The sequence below is a fragment of the Rosenbergiella nectarea genome (assembly GCF_900111105.1).
GTDB classification, from domain to species: Bacteria; Pseudomonadota; Gammaproteobacteria; order Enterobacterales; family Enterobacteriaceae; genus Rosenbergiella; species Rosenbergiella nectarea.
The window spans coordinates 251636-273170 of sequence record NZ_FOGC01000001.1 but is presented as its reverse complement, the minus strand read 5'-3'; the positions used below and the strand labels follow the sequence as shown (position 1 = coordinate 273170).

At 45.2% G+C, this 21535-nt stretch carries 18 protein-coding genes and 4 pseudogenes; 5 read left to right on the top strand and 17 right to left on the bottom strand.

Annotation, left to right across the window (positions count from 1 at the left end; all coding sequences use genetic code 11):
* Window positions 1-3 precede the first annotated feature (3 nt).
* Window positions 4-618, top strand: a complete 615-nt coding sequence (locus BMX14_RS01305; RefSeq protein ID WP_092671615.1) for a LysE family translocator — start codon at window positions 4-6, stop codon at window positions 616-618.
* A gap of 90 nt (window positions 619-708) precedes the next feature.
* The gene (gene panB / locus BMX14_RS01300; RefSeq protein ID WP_092671612.1) at window positions 709-1509 is read left to right on the top strand and encodes a 3-methyl-2-oxobutanoate hydroxymethyltransferase; all 801 of its coding nucleotides are present in this window, start codon (window positions 709-711) and stop codon (window positions 1507-1509) included.
* 156 nt (window positions 1510-1665) lie between these two features.
* On the opposite strand, the gene BMX14_RS01295 is transcribed toward panB, so the two are convergent.
* From BMX14_RS01295 to BMX14_RS17095, 5 genes and pseudogenes are all read right to left on the bottom strand, one after another.
* On the bottom strand, window positions 1666-2103 hold the full coding sequence (locus tag BMX14_RS01295; RefSeq protein WP_177173064.1) for a hypothetical protein: 438 nt from the start codon (window positions 2101-2103) through the stop codon (window positions 1666-1668).
* A 333-nt stretch (window positions 2104-2436) separates the two neighbouring features.
* Window positions 2437-2961: pseudogene (locus BMX14_RS01290) on the bottom strand (type VI secretion system Vgr family protein); the annotation flags it as partial.
* A gap of 35 nt (window positions 2962-2996) precedes the next feature.
* On the bottom strand, window positions 2997-3539 hold the full coding sequence (locus BMX14_RS01285; protein ID WP_092671609.1) for a hypothetical protein: 543 nt from the start codon (window positions 3537-3539) through the stop codon (window positions 2997-2999).
* 433 nt (window positions 3540-3972) lie between these two features.
* Window positions 3973-4740 carry a hypothetical protein gene (locus tag BMX14_RS01280; protein WP_092671606.1) on the bottom strand — a complete coding sequence of 256 codons (768 nt, stop codon included), beginning with the start codon at window positions 4738-4740 and terminating at the stop codon, window positions 3973-3975.
* Window positions 4682-5178, bottom strand: a pseudogene (locus BMX14_RS17095) (M23 family peptidase); the annotation flags it as partial. The pseudogene BMX14_RS17095 and the gene BMX14_RS01280, both read right to left, overlap by 59 nt.
* Window positions 5179-5255: 77 nt before the next feature.
* Between BMX14_RS17095 and BMX14_RS01265 the strand changes: the two are divergent.
* A pseudogene (locus BMX14_RS01265) lies at window positions 5256-5801 on the top strand (sulfatase-like hydrolase/transferase); the annotation flags it as partial.
* 474 nt (window positions 5802-6275) lie between these two features.
* Window positions 6276-7424, top strand: a complete 1149-nt coding sequence (locus tag BMX14_RS01260; protein WP_092671597.1) for a glycerate kinase family protein — start codon at window positions 6276-6278, stop codon at window positions 7422-7424.
* 98 nt (window positions 7425-7522) lie between these two features.
* Here BMX14_RS01260 and chiP read toward each other — a convergent pair whose 3' ends face one another.
* From chiP to pxpA, 11 genes are all read right to left on the bottom strand, one after another.
* Window positions 7523-8926, bottom strand: coding sequence for a chitoporin ChiP (gene chiP, locus BMX14_RS01255; RefSeq protein ID WP_092671594.1), 1404 nt, complete (start codon window positions 8924-8926; stop codon window positions 7523-7525).
* Window positions 8927-9080: 154 nt separating this feature from the next.
* A complete protein-coding gene (gene chbG, locus BMX14_RS01250; RefSeq protein ID WP_092671591.1) occupies window positions 9081-9839 on the bottom strand; it encodes a chitin disaccharide deacetylase in 759 nt (252 codons plus the stop codon).
* The gene (locus BMX14_RS01245; RefSeq protein WP_092671588.1) at window positions 9840-11198 is read right to left on the bottom strand and encodes a 6-phospho-beta-glucosidase; all 1359 of its coding nucleotides are present in this window, start codon (window positions 11196-11198) and stop codon (window positions 9840-9842) included.
* Between the two features lie 81 nt (window positions 11199-11279).
* Window positions 11280-12107, bottom strand: a complete 828-nt coding sequence (chbR, locus tag BMX14_RS01240; protein WP_092671585.1) for a transcriptional regulator ChbR — start codon at window positions 12105-12107, stop codon at window positions 11280-11282.
* Window positions 12108-12117: 10 nt separating this feature from the next.
* Window positions 12118-12480: a PTS N,N'-diacetylchitobiose transporter subunit IIA gene (gene chbA, locus BMX14_RS01235; protein ID WP_092671582.1), complete on the bottom strand. Its 363-nt coding sequence runs from the start codon at window positions 12478-12480 to the stop codon at window positions 12118-12120.
* A 50-nt stretch (window positions 12481-12530) separates the two neighbouring features.
* Complete coding sequence (gene chbC, locus BMX14_RS01230) at window positions 12531-13889, bottom strand: PTS N,N'-diacetylchitobiose transporter subunit IIC (RefSeq protein ID WP_092671579.1); 1359 nt, start codon at window positions 13887-13889, stop codon at window positions 12531-12533.
* Window positions 13890-14009: 120 nt separating this feature from the next.
* Window positions 14010-14336 carry a PTS sugar transporter subunit IIB gene (locus BMX14_RS01225; RefSeq protein WP_092671576.1) on the bottom strand — a complete coding sequence of 109 codons (327 nt, stop codon included), beginning with the start codon at window positions 14334-14336 and terminating at the stop codon, window positions 14010-14012.
* A 514-nt stretch (window positions 14337-14850) separates the two neighbouring features.
* Window positions 14851-15495 (bottom strand): pyroglutamyl-peptidase I, encoded by a 645-nt coding sequence (gene pcp / locus BMX14_RS01220; RefSeq protein ID WP_092671573.1) that lies wholly within the window; start codon window positions 15493-15495, stop codon window positions 14851-14853.
* A gap of 10 nt (window positions 15496-15505) precedes the next feature.
* Entirely contained in the window at window positions 15506-16501 is a 996-nt protein-coding gene (locus BMX14_RS01215) for a DUF979 domain-containing protein (RefSeq protein ID WP_092671570.1), read from the bottom strand.
* Window positions 16498-17220 carry a DUF969 domain-containing protein gene (locus BMX14_RS01210; protein ID WP_092671567.1) on the bottom strand — a complete coding sequence of 241 codons (723 nt, stop codon included), beginning with the start codon at window positions 17218-17220 and terminating at the stop codon, window positions 16498-16500. The genes BMX14_RS01215 and BMX14_RS01210 overlap by 4 nt, the downstream gene beginning before the upstream one ends.
* Before the next feature lie 39 nt (window positions 17221-17259).
* Complete coding sequence (gene pxpA / locus BMX14_RS01205; protein WP_092671564.1) at window positions 17260-17997, bottom strand: 5-oxoprolinase subunit PxpA; 738 nt, start codon at window positions 17995-17997, stop codon at window positions 17260-17262.
* Window positions 17998-18248: 251 nt separating this feature from the next.
* Here pxpA and BMX14_RS01200 point away from each other — a divergent pair.
* A pseudogene (locus tag BMX14_RS01200) lies at window positions 18249-19543 on the top strand (MFS transporter).
* A gap of 48 nt (window positions 19544-19591) precedes the next feature.
* Here BMX14_RS01200 and BMX14_RS01195 read toward each other — a convergent pair.
* A complete protein-coding gene (locus BMX14_RS01195; protein ID WP_092671561.1) occupies window positions 19592-21514 on the bottom strand; it encodes an autotransporter domain-containing protein in 1923 nt (640 codons plus the stop codon).
* Between the last annotated feature and the right edge of the window lie 21 nt (window positions 21515-21535).

The following is a 21535-nucleotide window of genomic DNA, read 5'->3' as shown; positions in this document are numbered from 1 at the left end:
CGCATGTCACTGAGTATGTTCGCCGCGTTCTGGGCTGTTTCCGCGCTTTTTGTTATCACGCCCGGTGCTGACTGGGCTTACGCCATTTCAGCTGGCATCAAGGGACGCCGTGTTGTACCAGCAGTTGCCGGTATGCTGAGCGGCCATCTTGTTGCAACACTCATAGTGGCAGCGGGAGTCGGCTCGGTCATTGCGGGAGCGCCGAGCGTGCTGACCGTTCTGACCGTGGCCGGGGCTGGCTATCTGCTCTTGCTCGGCATAGGCATGCTCCGCCACCCGTCCGCGCCGGCGGCTGGGCAGAGTGACGATGCCGGTTCGCGACTGAAGTGGGCGCTCAAGGGCTTTTGCATCAGCGGGCTTAATCCAAAGGTCTTTCTGCTGTTTCTGGCTCTGCTGCCACAGTTCACCGACGTCCACGCCGCCTGGCCGCTTTCGCTGCAGATGATAGCGCTGGGGCTGGTACATATGATCAGTTGCGGCGTGGTCTACCTGCTTGTGGGCTATGGCTCCGGCACGGTGCTTCGGACGCGCCCGCGCGCGGCGCAGAATGTCAGCCGGATTTCGGGCGGCCTTATGATTCTCATTGCAGTTCTGCTACTAGCAGATCAGTTTATCTGAGACGTAGCCCATTGGTATGCGGACTTACAGGCTGGCTGAATTATTGTCCCTAATATTCTTGATTAACATAACTATTTATCTGAGAACACCATGCCCTCAATCACTTTGTCTCACCTGAAAAACCTCAAGCAGCGCGGTGAAAAGATCACCATGCTTACCTGCTACGACGCCACGTTTGCCCACGAGCTGAGCACGGCGGGTGTTGAGATGCTCCTCATCGGCGATACGTTAGGGATGATTTTGCAGGGCCATGACAGCACCCTGCCGGTCAGACTGGAAGATATGGTTTATCACACGACCTGCGTAAAGCGTGGAAACAACGGTGGCTTCATCATCGCCGACCTTTCTTTCATGACCTGCTCCTCACCAGAGCAAGCCCTGCACAGCTCGGCGCAACTGATGCAGGCAGGTGCGCAGATGGTCAAGATTGAGGGCGGGGAGTGGTTGTGTGACACGGTGCATCAACTGACGCGCAACGGCATACCTGTGTGTGCTCACATCGGACTCACTCCGCAGTCGGTTAACGTCTTTGGTGGATTTAAGGTTCAGGGTCGTGACAGCAAGCAAGCAGAAGCGTTGATCGAAACCGCGAAAAAGTTTGAGCAGTCGGGTGCGGCGATGGTTCTGGTCGAGGCAGTACCTGCTTCGCTGGGAAAAGCGCTGAGCGAGGCGGTTTCAATACCGGTCATCGGCATCGGCGCCGGCCCGGACACCGACGGGCAGGTACTGGTTCTTCACGATATGCTTGGCCTGAGCATTACCGGCAAGGCACCAAAATTCGTGAAAAATTTCATGAGGGGAGAGGAAAACATCCAGGGCGCGGTTAAAAGCTACATTGCCGCTGTCAAAGGCGGTAGCTTCCCGGCACAGGAACACTGCTACTCTGAATGATTTATATCAAAAAGCCGCTTATTATTAGCGGCTTTTTTAACGCTGCTAAACCAACTCATCAAAAAATAATGTCCGCAGATCGCTCACAGCGGACCTTCGTGTCAGAAGCGGACGTAACTTTATAATTCCAAGAACATTGTTATCCAGATGATTTCATTAAAATGTGGTCTGTTCCTTAGTAAGTTGGTAAACATCATACTTGGATGAACTTTTCATCGGTTTAACCGCCCAATGAAAACGCACCCCTTTGCCAATCATGATAGCACTACGAATCTCGCGAGTTGGCTGAAACTCGTGATTCGACTTCTGGAATTCCATTTGCCTATTGCGCAATGGTGCCGCACCGTAAATGTCTCGAAACTCATGAATTAGCATCGCTTCGAATTCAGAATAAACCTTTGAGGCGTTTTTCGCCCGAGGGAAACAGTAACCAATGAGGAACTCATACTCGCCTTGCAGCTCCGCGAGATCCATCAGCCAGTTCTTATGCTGAGTAATGCGTTGTTCAAAGTTTCCTTCGCCGATGTAGACCGTGGGAGAAATGCCCCGTGGATACTCAATAGCGAACAGACCATTGAGCCTGATGACATACACACACCTTTTAAAGTCCTCCTGACTAACACCTCTGCTTTGCAATACTGAAAGGACATCTTTTTTCCAAGTCTGACGGCAGTTCCACTGCAGCCAGTCCTACTTAATTTGTACAACTGCCACTCACTCACTCCTTATCAGGGTTGTTATGCTCGCGTTGCATCGGCCAGTTGAATTTACGGCTTAGATTTATCTGGCAATAGTCAGAGAAGTTGCAAATGGATTACCAGGTGAATGCAAATGCTCATTTTTCACCCTGAATAAATATCCATGCTATATCGGCAAAAAAACTACTTTCATGAGCAGTTTTTTAAGCTATGTGGGGCGCCTAATCAGATTTCCGGCATAAGGTTTTGCCATCCGCACCCACAGATAGAGGTAGCCCGGCTCTGCGTCTTCACGGCTGAAATCCAGCTTCACCCGGTAACGCCCCAGCCGGTCCAGATGGGCGTAGGTGTCGTGCGGCTCGCGGCTTTCAATGCGCGCCGGCAGCGAGCCGTATATGACGGGGCGGGAAATGTCCGGCGGCCGGAAACAGAACTGTTCGCTGTACGGCATGCCCCACACCGACACCTGCAGGCGCGAATCACGTGATGCCCGGTAAGTGGTCAGCGTAATGAGCATCCCCTCTTTGAGCGCCGTCAGTGGGCTGTCCGGCGTTTCCAGCACCTGACCGGGGGAAAGGTGTGACGCATTGCTAAACAGGTGCAGGCGGACCGACTTATTCAGTTCGCGCTCATGGTGAAGCCGGGCATAAAATGCCCCGCTTTCGGTTTCAGGTTCTGAGGTGGTGTCATCCCCCGCGTCAAGGTACGGGCCGATATAACGGTAATGCTCACCCGTGGTGACGGCGTTAATACGGCATTTATACTCTCACACTTCAAAATTTCTAAAAGTTAACTAAAATAGAAAGATCGTTTGGTTCTCTCAGGATATCTATCAAAGAGCACCTTATCTTTTTTATAATCTCTATTTTTAATCTCAATAAATGCAACATCACCATTTTGATCATAAAGAACATGAAGACCTTCCTCGATATAATTCCCTTTTACATAAACATAATTAATCTCTTCACTAAGGCGGCCTTTCTCGATACCTGATTCATAGTATCTTCGGCATTGCATAGTCTTACCATCAAGCGAGCACACTCCAAATTTAGCAAATGTAAAGCCATACTTTTCAAATGTATAAATGGTGGTTACATCTCCTTTATAGAAGAAAAATTTATTTTCTAAACGTGGTGTGTCATCATAATCCAAATATAATTTATTGCCTTTATCACCATCTATATTTTCTGGAGGTATACCTTGACCAGTCCGACCAATTTCTGAAACATAAGTTCTACCTATCTCTTTCTGCCTTGAACACACTTTCTCATTTACAAATTCAATTCTTGTTATCCCGCGAATATATTCTTCATTCTCAGATTTATAAGACATACATGCACATGAATATTTTTTCGACATTAACCGCTGATCTTTCTTTTTCGTTTCAAACTCTTTGACACCATTCTTATCGTAAAATAAAAATGTATCACCTCCCTAGTTGATCAGTACTCCGCATGATTTTTTCAACGAGCTTGCTGCATAAGTTGGCAAAGAAATAACCACGAAAAAAAGTAAGATTAATTTTTTAAAATTCACCCCCCCAGGAAGACCATTAAAAACACTCCAACTCAGACAGTTATGGATTGTAAGTGCTAGTTAATCAATCAGGAAATTGTTCAAATATTTATGTTGTACATTGGATTTTTTCAGAGAATAGAGATTGATAATCCATAGCTTACACCTCATGAAAAAGTAAGATTAGGATCAATTACTGATGACTCACAATAAAATTGATGCGCTGATAATAAATTGCCATTTGAAATTATCATTTCATATTGATAAGCTCCCCACCCAACTCATCAAGTGTTTTATCACCCGAAAAAAGCTTTTTGCATTTACTGTCAATCACAGCATCATCTTTATCTTCTGGGAATACAACCTTCATTTTCTTTGCTACATCCCACACACCTGGAAATGAATCATCCGCACAATCCAAATCGTTCGGTGCAACATATTCTCCATTGACAGATATTTTCCCTAGATATATTGAACCACCAGGGTAAAACAAGCTATTTTCATCTGGCTCAGATGGGGAATTACTCCAAAAACCCTTGCCAGACAAAAGGTTTTCATTCCCATTAAACCTAGAGACTATCGCCTGATATGATCTAAAGTGAGCATCAATCACAACCAATGCTAGAACTAATTTTTTCTCAAAATTCACATCTATAACAGAAGAAATTGCATTGTTAAAGAATGGAATCGAATGAATGCTGATCGACTGCCCTTTACAATCTATAAGCTCCTTAACATCAAGATATTTATTTCCTGATGCTATAAGCACGCCTACATGGTCACTAGTTAGAGAAATACCTCCAGCACCAGAGAGTAAAGAATCATTCCAATTCTCTAATTTGCATGAGTAATCCGTATTTAATTTTTCATCGTGAACACTTACCGATCCAGCTTTATCCATATCAAAATGAATACTCATACCATCAATATCAATTTGGTTGTAATAGCCCGCCCAAGAACTAAAAGCAGTAGTGCCAAGCATCATAAACAAAAATAAATTGATTTCTAACTTCATCATCAATCACCTCTTTAGCTTTTTTAGTAGCTATTTTCCTTTCTGCAATCCCTTTATCTCCGCCATTTATACCTTTAGTTACTTTTAAAATAATGCTGTCATCATCAGATTTCCCAAATTTGTCCTCATCCATAATTTTGAGAACTTTAGATTTGAAACCGGCTATAAAAAAACCACCCGTATCAATACAGTTATATGCACTCTCTGTCACTTTCTGAGGGTTCTCTATTTTTGGTGGCTTTTTCTTCATGCCGGCTGCATTTTTTTCTTGTACTCCGGGTCATCCCACCAATATTTATCGAAGTCAGTTTTTGACAACCAACCTCGATATACCCAATAGCTTGAATATGTGTCAAGGCCAGTTAGCATTTTAAACCCTCTACCTCTGAATTTTTGTGTATCAACATCTCCACAGTTACCGTTAATCCAGCTATAGGAACCTCAGGGACTTTCTTTAGCGACCTGAGTTTCATTATTTTCTTAAAAAAGGCGATTATAACTCTACGCTAGTTGATGATTTCAGCATGCTTGACCTACTCCCTGACATATTAAAACAGCCAGAAAAAAAAGTTATTTTTATTCATATGATAGGATCTCACCCAGATCCTTGTAGGAGATTAATGGGGTATCCACAGCGTTTTATCTTTTCCGAAAAAGAACCTATTAATTGCTATGTGTCGTCTATCAATAAATTAGATGACTTTCTTCATCGCACTTACAATATATCGAAAGAAAATAAAAAGTCTTTTGTAATGATGTATTTTTCTGATCATGGAATGACTGTTGACAACAGTGATAGACCCGTAAGACACGGGAATACAGAAAAACAGAATTATCATGTGCCATTTTTTGTTCTGGCAGATGACTTAACAGAACACACACAAATTGACACGCCGATCAGTGCTTTTCAGTTTATAAATATATTCGGATACTATGCAGGAATTACCTCTCAACAGATTAATCCAATCAATGTATTGGATACAAAACCAAAAAACATTCAAGTGTTCAACGGTACAGAGATGGTAGATTATCAAGGCTTATCGAATAGCACGCCTTTATATTGATTTTTATAAGGCAATGATGGATTTTTATTCTTTCAGGAACCTCCCGAAAGGTAAACCATTATTGCCGCCTTCCCGTGCAGTAAGTCCATTTCAGAGAGTACTTCTCGCTGGCATAGCGTGAAACCCTCGTGGAATTAATGGAAAGGTATAACGAGGATCGTTTAGAAGTCAATTTTCGATTTCCAACTTAAAAAATAGTTAAAGTAAGTGTACAGAAATTGTCTGCGATCCCTCGCGCCCTTCTTTGATACGATGACTCAAGAGTACCACTCCCCAACATCTGCGTCTCGCTACCTTGCCCCTAGTAGGCCAGCCATCATCATTCGACTGGAAATTTGGCCACACACAGTGACCGACATCATAAATAACAACCGATTGCCGTAAAATTTCTAGCCTCACGCTATATTAACTTCTTACGATATTGTGTATTACTCACCGCCATCGAGTAAAGGCTAAACTTATAATGAGGTTTTTATGAAATTTGTCCTAGCCCCCGACTCCTTCAAAGAGAGCATGACAGCATTACACGTTGCAAACAGCATGGAGAGAGGTCTAAGACGTGTCTTTCCCGATTGCGAAATTGTAAAAGTTCCAATGGCAGATGGCGGTGAAGGCACGGTTCAATCTTTAGTCGATGCCACTGGCGGTAGAATTATCAATGTTGAGGTGATGGGCCCCCTCCAGACTAGCGTTCAAGCAGAATTCGGCCTGCTCGGTGATGGGAAAACAGCCGTCATAGAGATGGCATCAGCCAGTGGCATTGCGCACACTTCGTTGAAAAATCGTAACCCACTGTTCACCACCACTTACGGGACGGGTGAACTGATCAAGCACGCTCTCGACCTAGGGGTGTTGAAGATTATCATTGGCTTGGGCGGGAGTGCGACCAATGATGGTGGACAAGGGATGGCCTGTGCATTGGGCGTTAAATTTACGGATCCAAACGGCGATATGGTGGGTTTAGGGGGAGGACATTTACATACGATCGCCGATATCGATACGAGGGGTATCGACCCACGCATAGCCAAAACCGAATTTATTGTTGCCTGTGATGTGACCAATCCACTGATTGGTCCTGATGGCGCGTCGACTGTGTTTGGGCCACAAAAAGGGGCCACTCCTGAGATGGTAGAAATGCTAGACCGCAATCTTAATATTTATGCGGAAAAAATTAATGCCTGTTTAGGGATTTCAGTTGCAGCTGTTCCTGGTGCAGGTGCCGCGGGGGGTTTAGGTGCAGGTCTGTTAGCCTTCACATCGGCACAATTACAAAGAGGGATTGATATCGTTATCAACTTTACAGGGTTATCTGAGAAGATCATCGGTGCCGATGCGGTATTTACTGGGGAAGGCGGTATCGATTATCAGACAAAGTTTGGTAAGACGCCCTATGGAGTGGCCCAGGTGACAAAAAAAGTCTCTCCGCATATTCCTGTGATTGCCTTAGCCGGTGCTATAGGCGAAGGTATAGAGAGCCTTTATGATGAGAATTTTACTGCCATATTCGGTATTATGCGTCAAGCCTGTCCCCTCAATCAGGCCCTGAAAGAGGGAGAAAACAACGTCGCGTTTACGATAGAGAATATTGCTCGCCTATTCGCTCTCGGTATCAATAATACCTGACAAGGTAAATAGCGCTGAGGGGGGGCGATGTTATTCCGTGTGGGTTATGCAACCTATAGTGAACTTGACAATAGCGAGCAATATTACCTAATAACGGTTTAAAAAAGGGTGAAAGGTGCGCTCACGATAAATTTCACATCTCGTTCGTCTTGGAAAATATTCCCGTACCCTCCTCCCCAGCTAGGAATATCGGAATGATTTTCGTAACGAGTAAAATGTAATGAAAGCGTAGTTCCTTTAGCTCGCCCTTCTTGTACCGTATAACGTGCGTCAAGGCTGTAGGCTGACTCTTTCAAACGATTGCTCGGATTATAATAGGCATCGGGCGAAGACATCCTGCCAGGTTTGGCATCCCAAGCATAAACGTAGGAAGCGCCAACAGACCAACCGGGTAGATTCCAATTTTTCAGATCATACATGGTACCAATAAATAGCGCTTTCTCACCGTTCGCATTGAAATCAGAACGATTATCCCACCAGATATCCAAGCGACCGTTAGAAGTGGCATAAGTTGGGGTCATACGTTGTAAAAAATAGCCCTGCTGCCCTTCGGCCTTCACCCAAGTCCCTTCCAAACGCAGATCGAGCACGTCTGCAACCTTGTAGCCAAAGGTTAACGCCTGCAACCACGCGGTACCGTCATAAATATCGTTAACACCCCCTCGCTCTGCTTTATCCCGTGCCCCATAGAGCTGATAACTGGTGCGCAGGGGGGAAGACGCGATATCGAATTGATAGCTAGCTTTCGCAAAATATTGGTCGATATATCCTTCGGCCTGCCCTATCGCAGCTTCTAAAACAAGGCCATTTTTAACATCATATTTAGCGCCTACAGAGTGCAGATACTTCACCTTAGATTGCTTATCATTTTGGTAAAAATGATCCATTTTAAGGTGCCATGGCGACTTATACTCATTTGCCCAGAAATAAGAGAAACTCAGGGCCCCAGCCTCACCATAATCGATATTTGCCCCTGCTTCGGCGCCCTGATAGGTACCTGGCAACAAACTCCAATTAGGGGCCAATAACGTTTGACCGGCAGGTTGAATATAGCCGGCTTGTGCCCAAACTGGCCCATATTTAAACTTCGCGGCCGCCTTATAGAGATCTACACCACTTTTATCACCACTATAATCTTCATTATAAGCTTTGTTACTCGATGAAAAAGCGATTTCATTGGGGTGACCACTGTCAGAATTCTCTGCCATTTCTATTGCGGTAAAAGCAGCAATATCAATCCCAAAGAAACCGCCCGCATAGCCGGATTGAAAATCTAAATGACCATTCCACGTGGAATGTGAAAGATCCGTTTTATACTTCCTATTATCATTTACATCCTTACGAACACGTTCACGCTGCCAATAATAGATCCCTCCGGTTAATTCTGAATCGTCAATAAATCCTGCTGCGCTCACTTCCGATGAGATTATGCCCCCTGAAAAAATAGTGCCGCTTGATAAACATAAACATAACGTACGAGATAATCCTTTAAATGTACGCATAAATAGCACTCCTAATAGAGTAATAATTTTTAACTGCCTTTATATCCAGGCATACAAAATGAAACTGATCGTTGAGTGAATATCAAAACAAGGATTTAAAAGCAGCAATAAGTAAAAGTAAACTTAGCTAAATTGAGATCTCATTTTTTATTGCTTAGATCATTCTAAAATTAGTAAGGCGATAACCGCGTTTAGCCACCTCCTGCTGTAACGAAGAAGAGGTTAAAATCTCTAATTCCAGTAGTCGAGGATAACAGTAGGCGCTCTTTCTAATCGTGTTATCAACAAAGGCTGGGTGACACATCACTTCTAAGGACGACTCCCCTCGTTGCAGAGAATCATCGAGTATTTGTAAAAAAAGATCCTCAGAGATTGACTCACCATAGAATGCATTCGAGAACCCCTCACAACGACGAGTCTTACTCTGCTCTACCTCTCCCCGCTGTGCTCCTGGTCGATCGATACGTAGAGGAATACCTTCTTTACAGGCGAAATCTTCTACGATGGTGTAAATATCCGGGATCAGATGCACATGATGGTGGCTATCGATATGTGTCGGTGGGTAACCAAATAGCTCAATGAAACGCTGATATTGGCTAGTGAGTTCCTGAGTGATTTCGTGAAGAGGCAGTCGGCCTTCTTCGGCCATCTGCCACACCCACTTACCTAGCTGCCCCCCTCTAGTGAGGGTCGGCATTGCCGATAATGGCTCACCCAAGGTCAGTACAAAATGCATACCGACCCCAAGTTCAGGCATACGTCGACTTAACTCAGCAGCGTGGGCGATAGCCTCCCCATTAACCATTGCAGTGGTTGAGGTCACTATGCCATGTTGATGCGCCTCAATAATCCCGTAATTCTGCCCCTTACTCAGCCCAAAATCATCAGCATTGACAATTAATAAAGGCGCCATTTATTTCTCCCCTGATACATTGAGATCCTTAAGGGTGGCAGCAAAATTTGGTAACCACTTTTCATGGGCTAGAAGCATTTCACGAGCGAGCAGCTCAGCATCGTTATCGGAGTGAATGAGAGGACTAAGATTTAGCGCTAGCTGCACATCATTGAAATTACCACTGATTGCGGCTTGACTCGCCGCCACCTCGAAACCTTTTATAGTATAAATGAGCCCGAGTACTTGCTCATCGAAATGGGTGATACGTGGTGTAGGCTGTGCGCCGTCATGACCTAAAGTACAGGTTATCTCAATACACCAATCAGAAGGGATATTATCGATATGACCGGTATGAGGAATGTTAACGTAATGCTCGGTGTGCTTATTATTATGAATGGCGTTGATTACCTCGCAGGCCGCATCCGAATAATAAGCCCCGCCACGTAATTCTAATTCTTTTGGCTTTACATTGAGATCTGGATTCTTATAGAGCTCGAAAAGCTGCTGCTCAACTTTTTGAACCACTTGGGCACGGGTCCCTCCTTTATAGTATTCACCCATTTCAATCGCCAGCATCTCTTTAGGCTTGAAGTAATAAAGGAGATAAGAACAGGGTATTAAGCGTAATGACCGTATGAGTCCTTCGTTGAAAGCTAAGTCAGTAATATTTCTGACAGAGTTAGCGCTTAACGTCCCTGAAGCGATCCCCTCTAACAACTCATCAAAGCGCGACTCACCGTTCACCACAACATCACGGATAAACACCAGGTGGTTGAGCCCGAAGAGGTCAACCTTTAATTCATCTTGTGGTGTGAGCTGTAATACATCAGTAATGAACATCTTCATACCGATAGGAATATTACAGACACCGATAAAGCGTTTAAAATTGGTATGACGATAGATGGCTTCTGTCACCATTCCCGCGGGATTAGTGAAGTTGATAATCCAGGCATTTGGGCAGATTTCTTGCACATCGTTGACGATATCAAGAATAACAGGAATAGTACGTAACCCTTTAAATAATCCACCCGCCCCATTGGTCTCTTGGCCTAAATAGCCATGGCTAAGAGGAATACGTTCATCTTTTTCACGCGCTTTCAACTGCCCGACACGCAATTGGGTGGTAACAAAATCCGCTCCTTGTAACGCGGCACGACGATCCAAGGTCTTAAACACCTGCATCGGTACACCTGCTTTTTTTATCATCCTTTCGCACAATGCATGGATAATATCGAGCTTTTCTTGACCCTCCTCTACGTCAACTAACCAAAGTTCGGTGACAGGCAGTTCACGATAACGCTTCAGAAATCCTTCCAGTAATTCTGGGGTATAGCTGCTTCCGCCCCCGATGGTGACAATTTTTAATTTTGAACCCATTTTCTTCTCCTTATTTATCAATTTTTTTATGACTCTCTTGTGCTGAAAATATAACCTCCCTCAAAAATGCTTATTAACTGACTAATCATCACAACTATTTATCATTTTCCGATAATGACTCGGTGTAAAAGAAGTTAACTTTTTAAATGTCTTAATAAATAAACTTGGACTACTGTATCCAGATTCGTATGCAATATCAGTCACCGAGCAATTAGTGATCTCAAGCTGTTTTTTTGCAAAATTAATCCGGATATTATTTATAATTTGCATCGGTGTTTTACTATAATAACGCTGAGTTGCCCGGGTTAAGTATTCCTGACTTTTTCCTGAGATTTGTACCATACGTTCCAGCGCCGCATCGCCGAATTTCAGCTTATCGTGCATCGCTTCAACCGTATTTCTCAGCCAGAGTGGGACGCTATCTTTGATCGGTTCATCGCGGTAATGTCGCAAGCGATTGCTGATATAAAAACAGACTAACTCAATAAATTCATCAAACTGATTTTCACGAAAATGGTGCGAAGTGATAATCGACTCAATATAAGCAAGAAAGCTATTTTCTATGGCATATGCTCGCGATGCAGCGAAGTCTATGGGAAGCAGCGGTAAAAAATGTTTATCAAAAAAACGTTTACTAATCCCAACATTAAGAATACGCGTCGCCCCGGCTATATAGAAACTTTGATGCTGTGAGCCTACTGGAATAAAGACAAAATCCCCACGTTCTAAAAGCACCCGTTGCCCATCAATCTCTTGATAATAACGTCCCGTTAGAACGAGTGTGAACTCGTAATAATCATGTTGATGAAGTCCACTCACGCTCTCCGTTTTAGTGTAAATAAAGACATGAAAATTGTGTCCATTGAAAAGCTGATGCTCTCGAGCTGTAGGGATCGTTGTCATGATCATTTTCGATTACCTAATCGAGGGTGAACGAGTTCATGTTTTCATACAGTTCAATCATTTCAGTAATGAGTTCACGAGCCAGCATTGCGTTCATTAAATGGTCCTGAGCATGAACTAATACCAGGCTTACTTTCACTTTTCCTTCCCCTGCATCGCTTTCAATCAACTGAGTTTGTACACGATGTGCTTCGCTCAACGCTTGCCGGGAATTCTCCATCATCTCTTTTGCGACGATAAACTTTCCTTGTTTCGCTTCTTTTAACGCTGCATAAGCAAGGCTCCGTGCCTGACCGGCATTAATAATTAACCCCATAACAATTTCTTCAAGATCATTAACGTCTGTGTTGTCAGGTTCTACCGCATTCAAATCAAACATAATCTTTCCTCATCACTTTGGAGCGAACAACAGTCGGCGTCCTATCGGTATTAAAATTTTAAAGAGCTCGCGATATCTTCTTCGGTTTCTTCTTGTTCAAGGGCGGCTTGTGCTTTGTTAGAAATCATCACAAAGGGCAGATAAACCAGCGTTGCAAACCCTAAGTTAACGATGGCTAATAGAAAGGCAGCCACACTCCCATTAGTATTGAAGAAGGCGCTTAAACCGGTCGGCATCGTCCAAGGTGCTATATTGGTCATCGGAGGGATAATGCCAAAGTAGTAGGCTGTCACAGTAATACCCGCTAACAGCGGTGAGATCAGGATAAAAGGAATAAACATAATCGGGTTCATAATAATCGGTAAGCCAAAAAGGATTGGCTCGTTTATCTGAAATATCCCTGAAGGTAATGCTAATTTAGCCATCTGGCGGTGATCCGCACGACGTGAGGCAATAAAAATAGCGAGAATCAACCCCAGTGTTGCCCCGGATCCCCCTAAAAAAATGTAGGAGTCCAGCATGGGTTTAGCCCAAAGATGAAAGGTTTTACCTGCTTCGAGCGCTGCTTCGACAGAACCGTATTGCTGATAAGTGGCGACATTTTCTAAGGCCCAAGGGGTCATAATTGCACTATCCAGCGCCGATAGTGCGAGCGCACCGTGAACACCAAAAAACCATAAAAGCGGGACCAGTAAGACATAGGCCCAACCGACTACAGCCCCCAGCGATGCCAGCGGAGTAGAAATCATGTCCATAATAATCTGATGAAAATTAGTTCCCAAGTGGGTTAACCCAAAAGAAATTATTCCCATTATCGATAAAATAATAAACCCTGGAATAACGGCAGAAAAAGAACGCGAAACAGAGGTGGGAACACTCTCCGGTAACCGTATCACCCAATTACGCCGCACAATAAAAGTAAACATCTCAGCCACGACTATCCCAATAATCATTCCCGAGATAACGTTAGCACCACCTAACCAGTTAGCGCCCACCGCGTAAGCTTCCCCTACGCTATACGGCGTAGCAGTCATAAAGGCCGCTATTGCCAGTAATCCTGCCGCCATTGTGTCGACTTTACGTTCTTCCGCTAAAGCTGCCCCAATAAAAAAGGGAGCCATTAACGACATAATACCTAACGTGCCATTGTAAACACTGCCGCCAATGGCCTTAACACTCTCTAATATTTCAATGGTAGTCGGTTCTAACCGTATCCCGAGTGAATAAAAAAAGGAGCCCTCCCCAAAACTAAGAAACACGTTATTAATTAGTACAAACATAGCCCCAGCAAGGGTGAGTGGCATTAATTTAATAAACCCATTTTTGATGGCATTAATATGGGGTTGCCGACCTATCTTCACAGCGAAAGGAAGCAGTATCGTTTCAAGACAATTGATGATCTTACTCATAACTCACACCCTTAAAAAATACTTTTATCGTTTTATAGTTAATGGTCGACTAGGGGAAATTAATTTAAATAGATAACTATAATTAACCATATTATTATTTTTAATATTTTATGAGGTTTTTTATGCAATTTGCTGCAACGATTTCTTTATCAATCCTACAGCCACTTTTAATACACCCAACCCATCGACTTTTCCATAGAGAATTGAATCGATAACTTCAATAGGCTTTTCGGGAAATGTCGTTTTAAATTCAGGTAACATGTAGGCGATTTGAGGTCCTAACAAAATGATATCAGCTTGTTCACCTTTTTCTGCCAAGAGGGTTTCTGGGAAGGCCTCAATAATAACGGGAACATTATATTTGTTGGCTTGCTCACGCATTTTGGTGACAAGCAGTGAGGTAGACATACCAGCAGAGCAAAAAAGAAAGATAAATTTATTTTCCATAATTGTAGCCTCGTTTTAAGGTATTTGATTATTTGCAATAGCTGAATAGAATCAACAATAACATTTCAATACATTATATTAGATCAACCCAAATCAAAATAATCGAGCACTGATAAAATAGTCTCTCATTGACCTATCAAGTGTATTAAGGATAATATTACATGAAATTTAATATCATCCAAACATTACAAATCCATAATTAATACCACTATTTTGTAAATTAGTGGGTTATTATGCTAACTTTAGGGTCATTATTGGATATTAATGCATAAGCAGATTTTGTGACGTGGGTTGTAAGATATAAATATTACAGGCCGCCCTCTCCCCTCTATTACTGAAAAAATTACAGCTATTATTAAAAAATATCACCTCAATCGATTAAATAAATCGTTCATTAGGGTTCTATTAAAATAGTTAAGTTTTTTTAATTTTTTATTTCTCACCAAACACTACTACGTGCTTGAAGAGAAACGTTGTATCGTCTTTTATTTATCGAGGAGAGTAGTAGAGGGATTTAATGCATCGTACCACCAGTAATTTGCTCATCAAATTCGACTCTTAAGGCAGTACGAATAGCAATTTCCAGTCCTTGCTTAACGGTTTCCGCCGCCATACTGGCGCTACCTGGATGCTTCGCGGCTTGCTGAGGTAGGTAAGGAATATGCATAAAACCCGCTTTAACCTCAGGTTTGTCGCCTAAAGCATGCAGTAAGCCATACATAACATGATTACATACATAGGTTCCGGCAGTCTGGGAGACCGAGGCGGGTATTCCCTCTTGTTGCAGTGCGTTAACTATCGCTTTAATAGGGAGCGTGCTAAACCATGCTGCAGGGCCATTCTCGACCACTGGTTTATCAATAGGTTGATAGCCCTGATTGTCGGGGATCCGCGCATCGTCGATATTGATTGCGATACGCTCGAGTGAGATATCCGTTCGTCCTCCTGCTTGCCCTACGGCGATAACCAAAGTAGGGGAATAGCGAGCGATCGCCGCCAATAATACCTGTAGCGATTCGCCAAACACGCACGGGAGCTGAACACAAACAATACACTCCTCTGCATCAGTCACGCCCTCAAGACGGGATACGACTTCCCACGAAGGATTAATCGACTCATCACCAAAGGGTTCAAATCCGGTTAATAGGACGGTTTTCATCAAGACTCCTTTATAAAAACATCAGGTAATAGAGCAGAATGATATTAATCCCCAACAATATGACCCCCGTTGGGATCTGCGCTTTAATCACAGCATTTTTATCAGGCAAGCCCAATAAGGCGGCAGGGACAATATTAAAATTGGCAGCCATCGGTGTCATTAAGGTACCGCAGTAACCGGAAAACATCCCAATTGCCGCCATCACGGCCGGATTTCCCCCCTGTTGTAACACTAGAATAGGGATCCCGACACCCGCAGTCACGATTGGGAATGCAGCAAAAGCATTACCCATAATCATCGTTAATAATGCCATGCCCATTACATAAACTATTACGGCTACCAGTCTGTTATCGACAGCTAAATACTGCTCGGTTAGCCAAGAAAGGCTATTGCCCACGCCAGCAGCTGTAAAGAGTAAGCCGAGCATGGCCAATATTTGCGGTAATAAAAAAGCGCAGCCTACCGAATCGAGCAAACGCCGGGCTTCTTGAAGTGGCTGGGAAATCCTCTCCCCCGTAAGTGTCAATGCCAAAATTAAGGCGAAGAGCATCCCAAAGGTCATGGAAAAGAGCGTCACTAAGGTTGCATGATTACCCGCCCCAAACAACTGCTGCTGGATCGGTGGATTGAAAGTGAAAAAGGCGACGCCGATGACGGTGACTAGTGGTATAGCCAACGCCGGAATAAAAAGGCGGCTTGCCAGACGTTTTGCGCTAGCTTCTCGTTGTTGCGGAGTACGTTGTGAGTAGTGACCTAACCTTACCCCGCCAAATCCGGCTAATAAGGCCATGCCGACCACCGCAATACCTACGCAGATATTTACTAGACGGTGGTCACCAACGAGTTGATAACTCCAATCACCAATAAAAAAGAGTAGCCCGTAAATACCCCAGAACAAGCCGGTGGTCACTCGTCGCGGGTTATACTTATCTCGCCACGACATCACCGCGATGATTAATAATGTTGCCCCCGCCAGCCAATAGAGCATCTCTTGCTTAACTATCATTGCACACCTCCTTGGTGATCCCTCGCGGTATTCGCCAACTCACGGCGCAAGTGGTGATCAAGTCGTGCAAGGCGAACGCTGTGAACGATAAAGGCAAAACAGGCAGTCGGTATTCCCCATAACGCAATATGCAAGGGTTCAGTTTGTAGTCCAGCAGACTCAACCATAAAGTTATGCATGAAAAGTACGGCTCCGAATGCGACAAAGATATCTTCGCCAAAGAAGAGTCCGACATTATCTGTTGCAGCGGCCATCGCTTGGATTCGGTAACGTACGGCTGGAGGTAAAGGTCCGTAATTCTTTTCAGCGCTGCCTTCAGCCATAGGCGCTAGTAATGGACGCACCATTTGTGGATGGCCCCCTAAGCTAGTTAGTCCTAGTGCGGCAGTTAATTCGCGAATAAGCAAGTATACCATCAGCAAACGGCCGGTAGTGGAACGCTCTATTTTGGTAATCCACTTTTGTGCGGCTTCTTTCAAACCATTGCGTTCGAGCAGTCCAATGACCGCCAAGGGTAACAATAAAATAAAGGGTAAGTTTCGTGTACTGAGAAATCCGGCGCCCATTTTCTCAAGAATAGTCAGTAACGGCATTTGCGCGGCTAAGCCCGTAACAATACCGGCACAGATAACTACCAGTACAGGATTAAAGCGTAGGATAAAACCTAGCACGATCACGGCTATCCCTATTAATGGCCACAAGCTGATACTCTCTGTCATACCGAACGGCCCTCACTGTTAATATCGTTATCGTTATCGTTAAGCGACAACCTGAATGTTGCGCGCTGCAAATTCCTGCCGTAATCGGCGGGCAAAAGCCAGGGCGTGCTTCCCATCACCATGCAGACACAAGGTTTGTGCGGTGACGTTAACCCGCTCCCCCGTGATGGCTTGCACCTCACCCGACTCAATCATTAGCAAACTCTGTGCCAAAGCCTGCTCTTCATCGTCGATCATCGCCCCTATTTGCGCGCGGGGAACCAGCGTTCCATCCGCTTGGTAGCCGCGATCAGCGAAGACTTCTTGACGCGTTGATAAGCCATGATATTCTGCTGCACGGATCAGTTCGCTCCCTGCCAATCCCACGAGAATTAGCGCCGGGTCCAACGCAAAAACCGCTTTAGCAATAGCATCGGCCATTAGGGGATCGCGGGCGGCTTGGTTATAGAGCATGCCGTGCGGTTTTACATGATGCAGCAGCACCCCATGTGCCTGAGTCATCGCCCTTAAGGCCCCCACCTGATAGAGCGTTTGGGCGTAAAGAGTTTCAGGGGGCAGCGTCATGGCAGTGCGACCAAAATTTTCACGGTCTGGAAAACTAGGATGGGCACCGACGGCAACCTTGTTACGTATTGCCTCACGTACACTGGCCAGCATGGTGTCTGCGTCCCCGGCATGGTATCCACACGCAATATTCGCGGAGGATACTAACGTTAATAATTCAGCGTCGTGAGGGCTTCCTTCTCCTAAATCTGCATTCAAATCAATGTGTCGCATTTTGCTTCCTCGGTTTTTCTATTCTTAATGATTTACCATAAAGAGTCGTCCCACGCCTTAAAGAATTTCGACGTATGTTGTAAGACGGTGCTCCCTGTAACGAGGTAGACTCTGCTAATATTCAAAGGCTCTCACATATCTGGTAACACAATTTGTTAACAGCGAAAACAGTGATCACTGCGAGGTTTTAGCGTCCCCGCGACTGCTAGGTTATCACTCATCCTTTTGCTATTACGCGTTCCGGGGTCACCATGTCCAACACTCTACAGAAACTTAGTCAACGCCGGTGGTGGTATTTAATGCCGATCATTTTTATCACTTATAGCCTCGCCTACTTAGATCGAGCCAATTATGGTTTTGCGGCAGCCTCCGGTATTGAGCAAGACCTCAATATTTCTAAAAGCACTTCTTCGCTGATTGGTGCCCTATTTTTCTTGGCCTACTTTTCTTTTAGGTTCCGGGGTCAATTTATGCGGTAAAACGCAGTGTAAGGAAGTTAATTTTCATTTGCTTATTGCTCTGGGGACTCTGCGCCATGGCTACTGGCCTAGTCAGCAATATTCCTGCGTTAATGGTTATTCGTTTTACCTTGGGCATTGTTGAGGCCGCGGTCATGCCTTCGATGCTAATTTACATCAGCACCTGGTTTACTAAAGAGGAGCGCTCGCGGGCCAATACCTTCTTGGTACTCGGTAACTCAGTTACCGTACTGTGGATGTCGGTGTTATCCGGCTATTTGATCCATGCCTTTGGATGGCGTGAAATGTTTATTATTGAGGGGATCCCTGCAGTATTGTGGGCTGGCATATGGTGGCTTGTAGTGCGGGATAAACCTTCTGAAGTGGACTGGTTATCGCAAAAAGAGAAACATGATCTGCAACTGGCCATGGAGAAAGAACAACAGGCGATCGCACCCGTGCGGAATTATGGCGAAGCCCTGCGCTCCTCTACTTTCGTGCTGCTTTCGTCGGCCCATGCATTATGGAGTATCGGCGTGTATGGTTTTATGATATGGCTACCTTCAATCATTAAGCCCGCCTCATCAATGGATATTGTTTCGGTAGGCTGGCTATCGGCACCGCCTTATTTAGCCGCTATTTGTTCGATGTTGGGGGTCTTCTGGCTATCCGATAAAGTACAGAACCGTAAGTTATTTATCTGGCCACTGTTAGCGATCGCTGGCCTGGCCTTCACTGACTCGTTTTTTGTCGGTATTAGTCATTTCTGGTTATCCTATAGTTTGCTCACCGTGGCAGCGGCCTGCACGTATGCGCCGTATGGACCGTTTTTTGCGTTGATCCCAGAATTGATGCCGAAGAATGTTTCAGGCGTAGCAATTGGCTTGATTAATAGCTTTGGAGCGTTAGGGGCATTCTTGGGGGCTTATCTCGTCGGTTTCTTAAATGGCTTGACCGGTAGTCCCAATGCCTCTTACTGCTTTATGGCGATAGCACTGCTCACCTCGGTAATCTGTATTTATAAAGTAAAAACAACGACTAGTACGTCTTCGGTTTCAACCAAGATTTTTATCCGTAAAGCCTTATAACACTTCCCCCCACGAGCATAACCGCTCGCGGGGGCGAGTTATAATCTATTAGAAGGTAATTTTTACCCCCCCAGTTACCGCCCAATCATTGGTACCTTCACGTTGTAAACGTTGTTGATATTGGGCTTGTGTCGTCAAGGTGACATGCTGAGTAAGTTTCAAGTCGGCACCACTCTTCACTAAAAGATGATCCCCACCTCTTCCACTATTGAAGGTCGTTTTATCCCCTCCCCCCCTTATGGTCGTTTGGGCATTTTTACGCGTCGTGATCCGCCAGCCTAATTCATGGGTGAACGCTAATTTTGGGACGGAATCGGTATTCACTTTCCATTGATAACGCAGAGTCGGTTGAATATCGGGGGCATTGTGCGGCGCATAGCAGACTTTTGCCCCATCACTATCCGTAAATTTCTTAATCGACAAGTGCTGATACTCCACGGCAAGTAACGGCATTAAACGCTGATTTTCCCATTGCCAAGCCTTTCCTAATTCTACACCTGCGTGAAGCAGCGTGGCGTGTGGCGAAGCGACATTACCCCGTAAATCGGTAGTCACAGCCCCTTTAATGCGGGTATAACCAAGTTGGGTCGTTAACTGCCAGCCTTGCTCATTCTGCCAGCGGGTAAGGCCTGTAATCCCTTGGGTAGAGAAATAGCTTCGGCTTAAGCCATCGACGGCTTGAGGTTTCATCGATAAATTTCCCCGGTGCGCAACGATACTAGCGGAAATACGCTGAGGACTGTCAGGGTCGGAGAGCCAACGCCCCCCCATTAACCAACCTTGATATTTCGACGTAAAGTTATAGCCATAATCACTAAATCCCCCCTTGGCATGAAAATGATCCCCACCGTCATAACCGCTAATAAAAAAATGACTATGATTATCGTTCACGGTATCTGCAATGAGCCCCGTTAACGTGCGATTAAAATTGAGCATCATCGCGGGTAGAGAGAGGTAAGCAGGTACCTGCGGCGTTACCGCGCGACGTACAGGTTCAGGTTGGGGCGCCGGTGTGGGTTCAGGAACGGGGGCCGGAACGGGATCGGGGCTAGGGGCTGGCTCCGGTGTCGGCTCTGGAGCTGGCTCCGGTGTCGGCTCTGGAGTTGGCTGCGGTGTCGGCTCCGGGGTTGGCTGCGGTGTCGGCTCCGGGGTTGGTTCCGGTGTCGGCTCCGGGGTTGGCTCAACCGGAGTACTAATCCCATTAGCATCTAGCATGATGTTTTGTAATCGATAATCCCAATACTGATTACCATTCCCCGTGACCTTTCGTTCATCGCTCGAGGAGTGCCCTGGGGCAAAAGCGTAGAGTCCATAGGCAAATGCCCCACGAGCTATATAAGAACCCGCTAGTTTGACGCTGTCGGCGGTACTCTGCCCGCCCACTTGGACGAGTGACAGCCCCTCTTGATTATCCGCAGCGCCGTTCTGATTAGTATCGCTATCTTGCCAGGTTCCCAATGGATTGACCGTGACGTTGAGCGGCTTATCCGCGGCTGTAACGAGGTCCCCATCAATCAATATTCGATCGGTCGTTGCTTGAGTGAAGCCCGAGTGCAGAATAGCGTTACCACCTTTTATTAACTGGAGCTGTCCAATTCGTAGTTGAGAGGCTTGCTGACCTTGTTCAGAGGGAGATAATGTTGCCACATCGTACATCGTCAGTGAATTAACTGTACCACTTCCCGATAATACCGTGCCGCTCTCCATCACCATATCTGTCGAGAGGTGGCCATCCAGTTTTATTGCCCCCTCTTTAACTATAACGCCTTGAGTATTAGTAAGGTTTCCAGATAGCGTTAATTTACCCTCACCCCTTTTTTCAACGAGTCCCTCCCCTGAAATATCTGCTGAGATCGAGGATTCAAGCGCTCCCAATTGACTATTATGAGGTGAAATATCAGCTATTAATTGACTGCTCGATTCAGCAAGCGTGATATGGCCCGCCAATGAGGCGCGGTCCCACAGAGACAACGTTGCATCGCCTGCAACCTG

Coding starts and splice junctions, on each gene's coding strand:
- BMX14_RS01305 (WP_092671615.1), top strand. CDS start 4: ATGTCACTGAGTATGTTCGCCGCGTTCTGGGCTGTTTCCGCGCTTTTT.
- panB (WP_092671612.1), top strand. CDS start 709: ATGCCCTCAATCACTTTGTCTCACCTGAAAAACCTCAAGCAGCGCGGT.
- BMX14_RS01285 (WP_092671609.1), bottom strand. CDS start 3,539: ATGTCTTATAAATCTGAGAATGAAGAATATATTCGCGGGATAACAAGA.
- BMX14_RS01280 (WP_092671606.1), bottom strand. CDS start 4,740: ATGATGAAGTTAGAAATCAATTTATTTTTGTTTATGATGCTTGGCACT.
- BMX14_RS01260 (WP_092671597.1), top strand. CDS start 6,276: ATGAAATTTGTCCTAGCCCCCGACTCCTTCAAAGAGAGCATGACAGCA.
- chiP (WP_092671594.1), bottom strand. CDS start 8,926: ATGCGTACATTTAAAGGATTATCTCGTACGTTATGTTTATGTTTATCA.
- chbG (WP_092671591.1), bottom strand. CDS start 9,839: ATGGCGCCTTTATTAATTGTCAATGCTGATGATTTTGGGCTGAGTAAG.
- BMX14_RS01245 (WP_092671588.1), bottom strand. CDS start 11,198: ATGGGTTCAAAATTAAAAATTGTCACCATCGGGGGCGGAAGCAGCTAT.
- chbR (WP_092671585.1), bottom strand. CDS start 12,107: ATGATCATGACAACGATCCCTACAGCTCGAGAGCATCAGCTTTTCAAT.
- chbA (WP_092671582.1), bottom strand. CDS start 12,480: ATGTTTGATTTGAATGCGGTAGAACCTGACAACACAGACGTTAATGAT.
- chbC (WP_092671579.1), bottom strand. CDS start 13,889: ATGAGTAAGATCATCAATTGTCTTGAAACGATACTGCTTCCTTTCGCT.
- BMX14_RS01225 (WP_092671576.1), bottom strand. CDS start 14,336: ATGGAAAATAAATTTATCTTTCTTTTTTGCTCTGCTGGTATGTCTACC.
- pcp (WP_092671573.1), bottom strand. CDS start 15,495: ATGAAAACCGTCCTATTAACCGGATTTGAACCCTTTGGTGATGAGTCG.
- BMX14_RS01215 (WP_092671570.1), bottom strand. CDS start 16,501: ATGATAGTTAAGCAAGAGATGCTCTATTGGCTGGCGGGGGCAACATTA.
- BMX14_RS01210 (WP_092671567.1), bottom strand. CDS start 17,220: ATGACAGAGAGTATCAGCTTGTGGCCATTAATAGGGATAGCCGTGATC.
- pxpA (WP_092671564.1), bottom strand. CDS start 17,997: ATGCGACACATTGATTTGAATGCAGATTTAGGAGAAGGAAGCCCTCAC.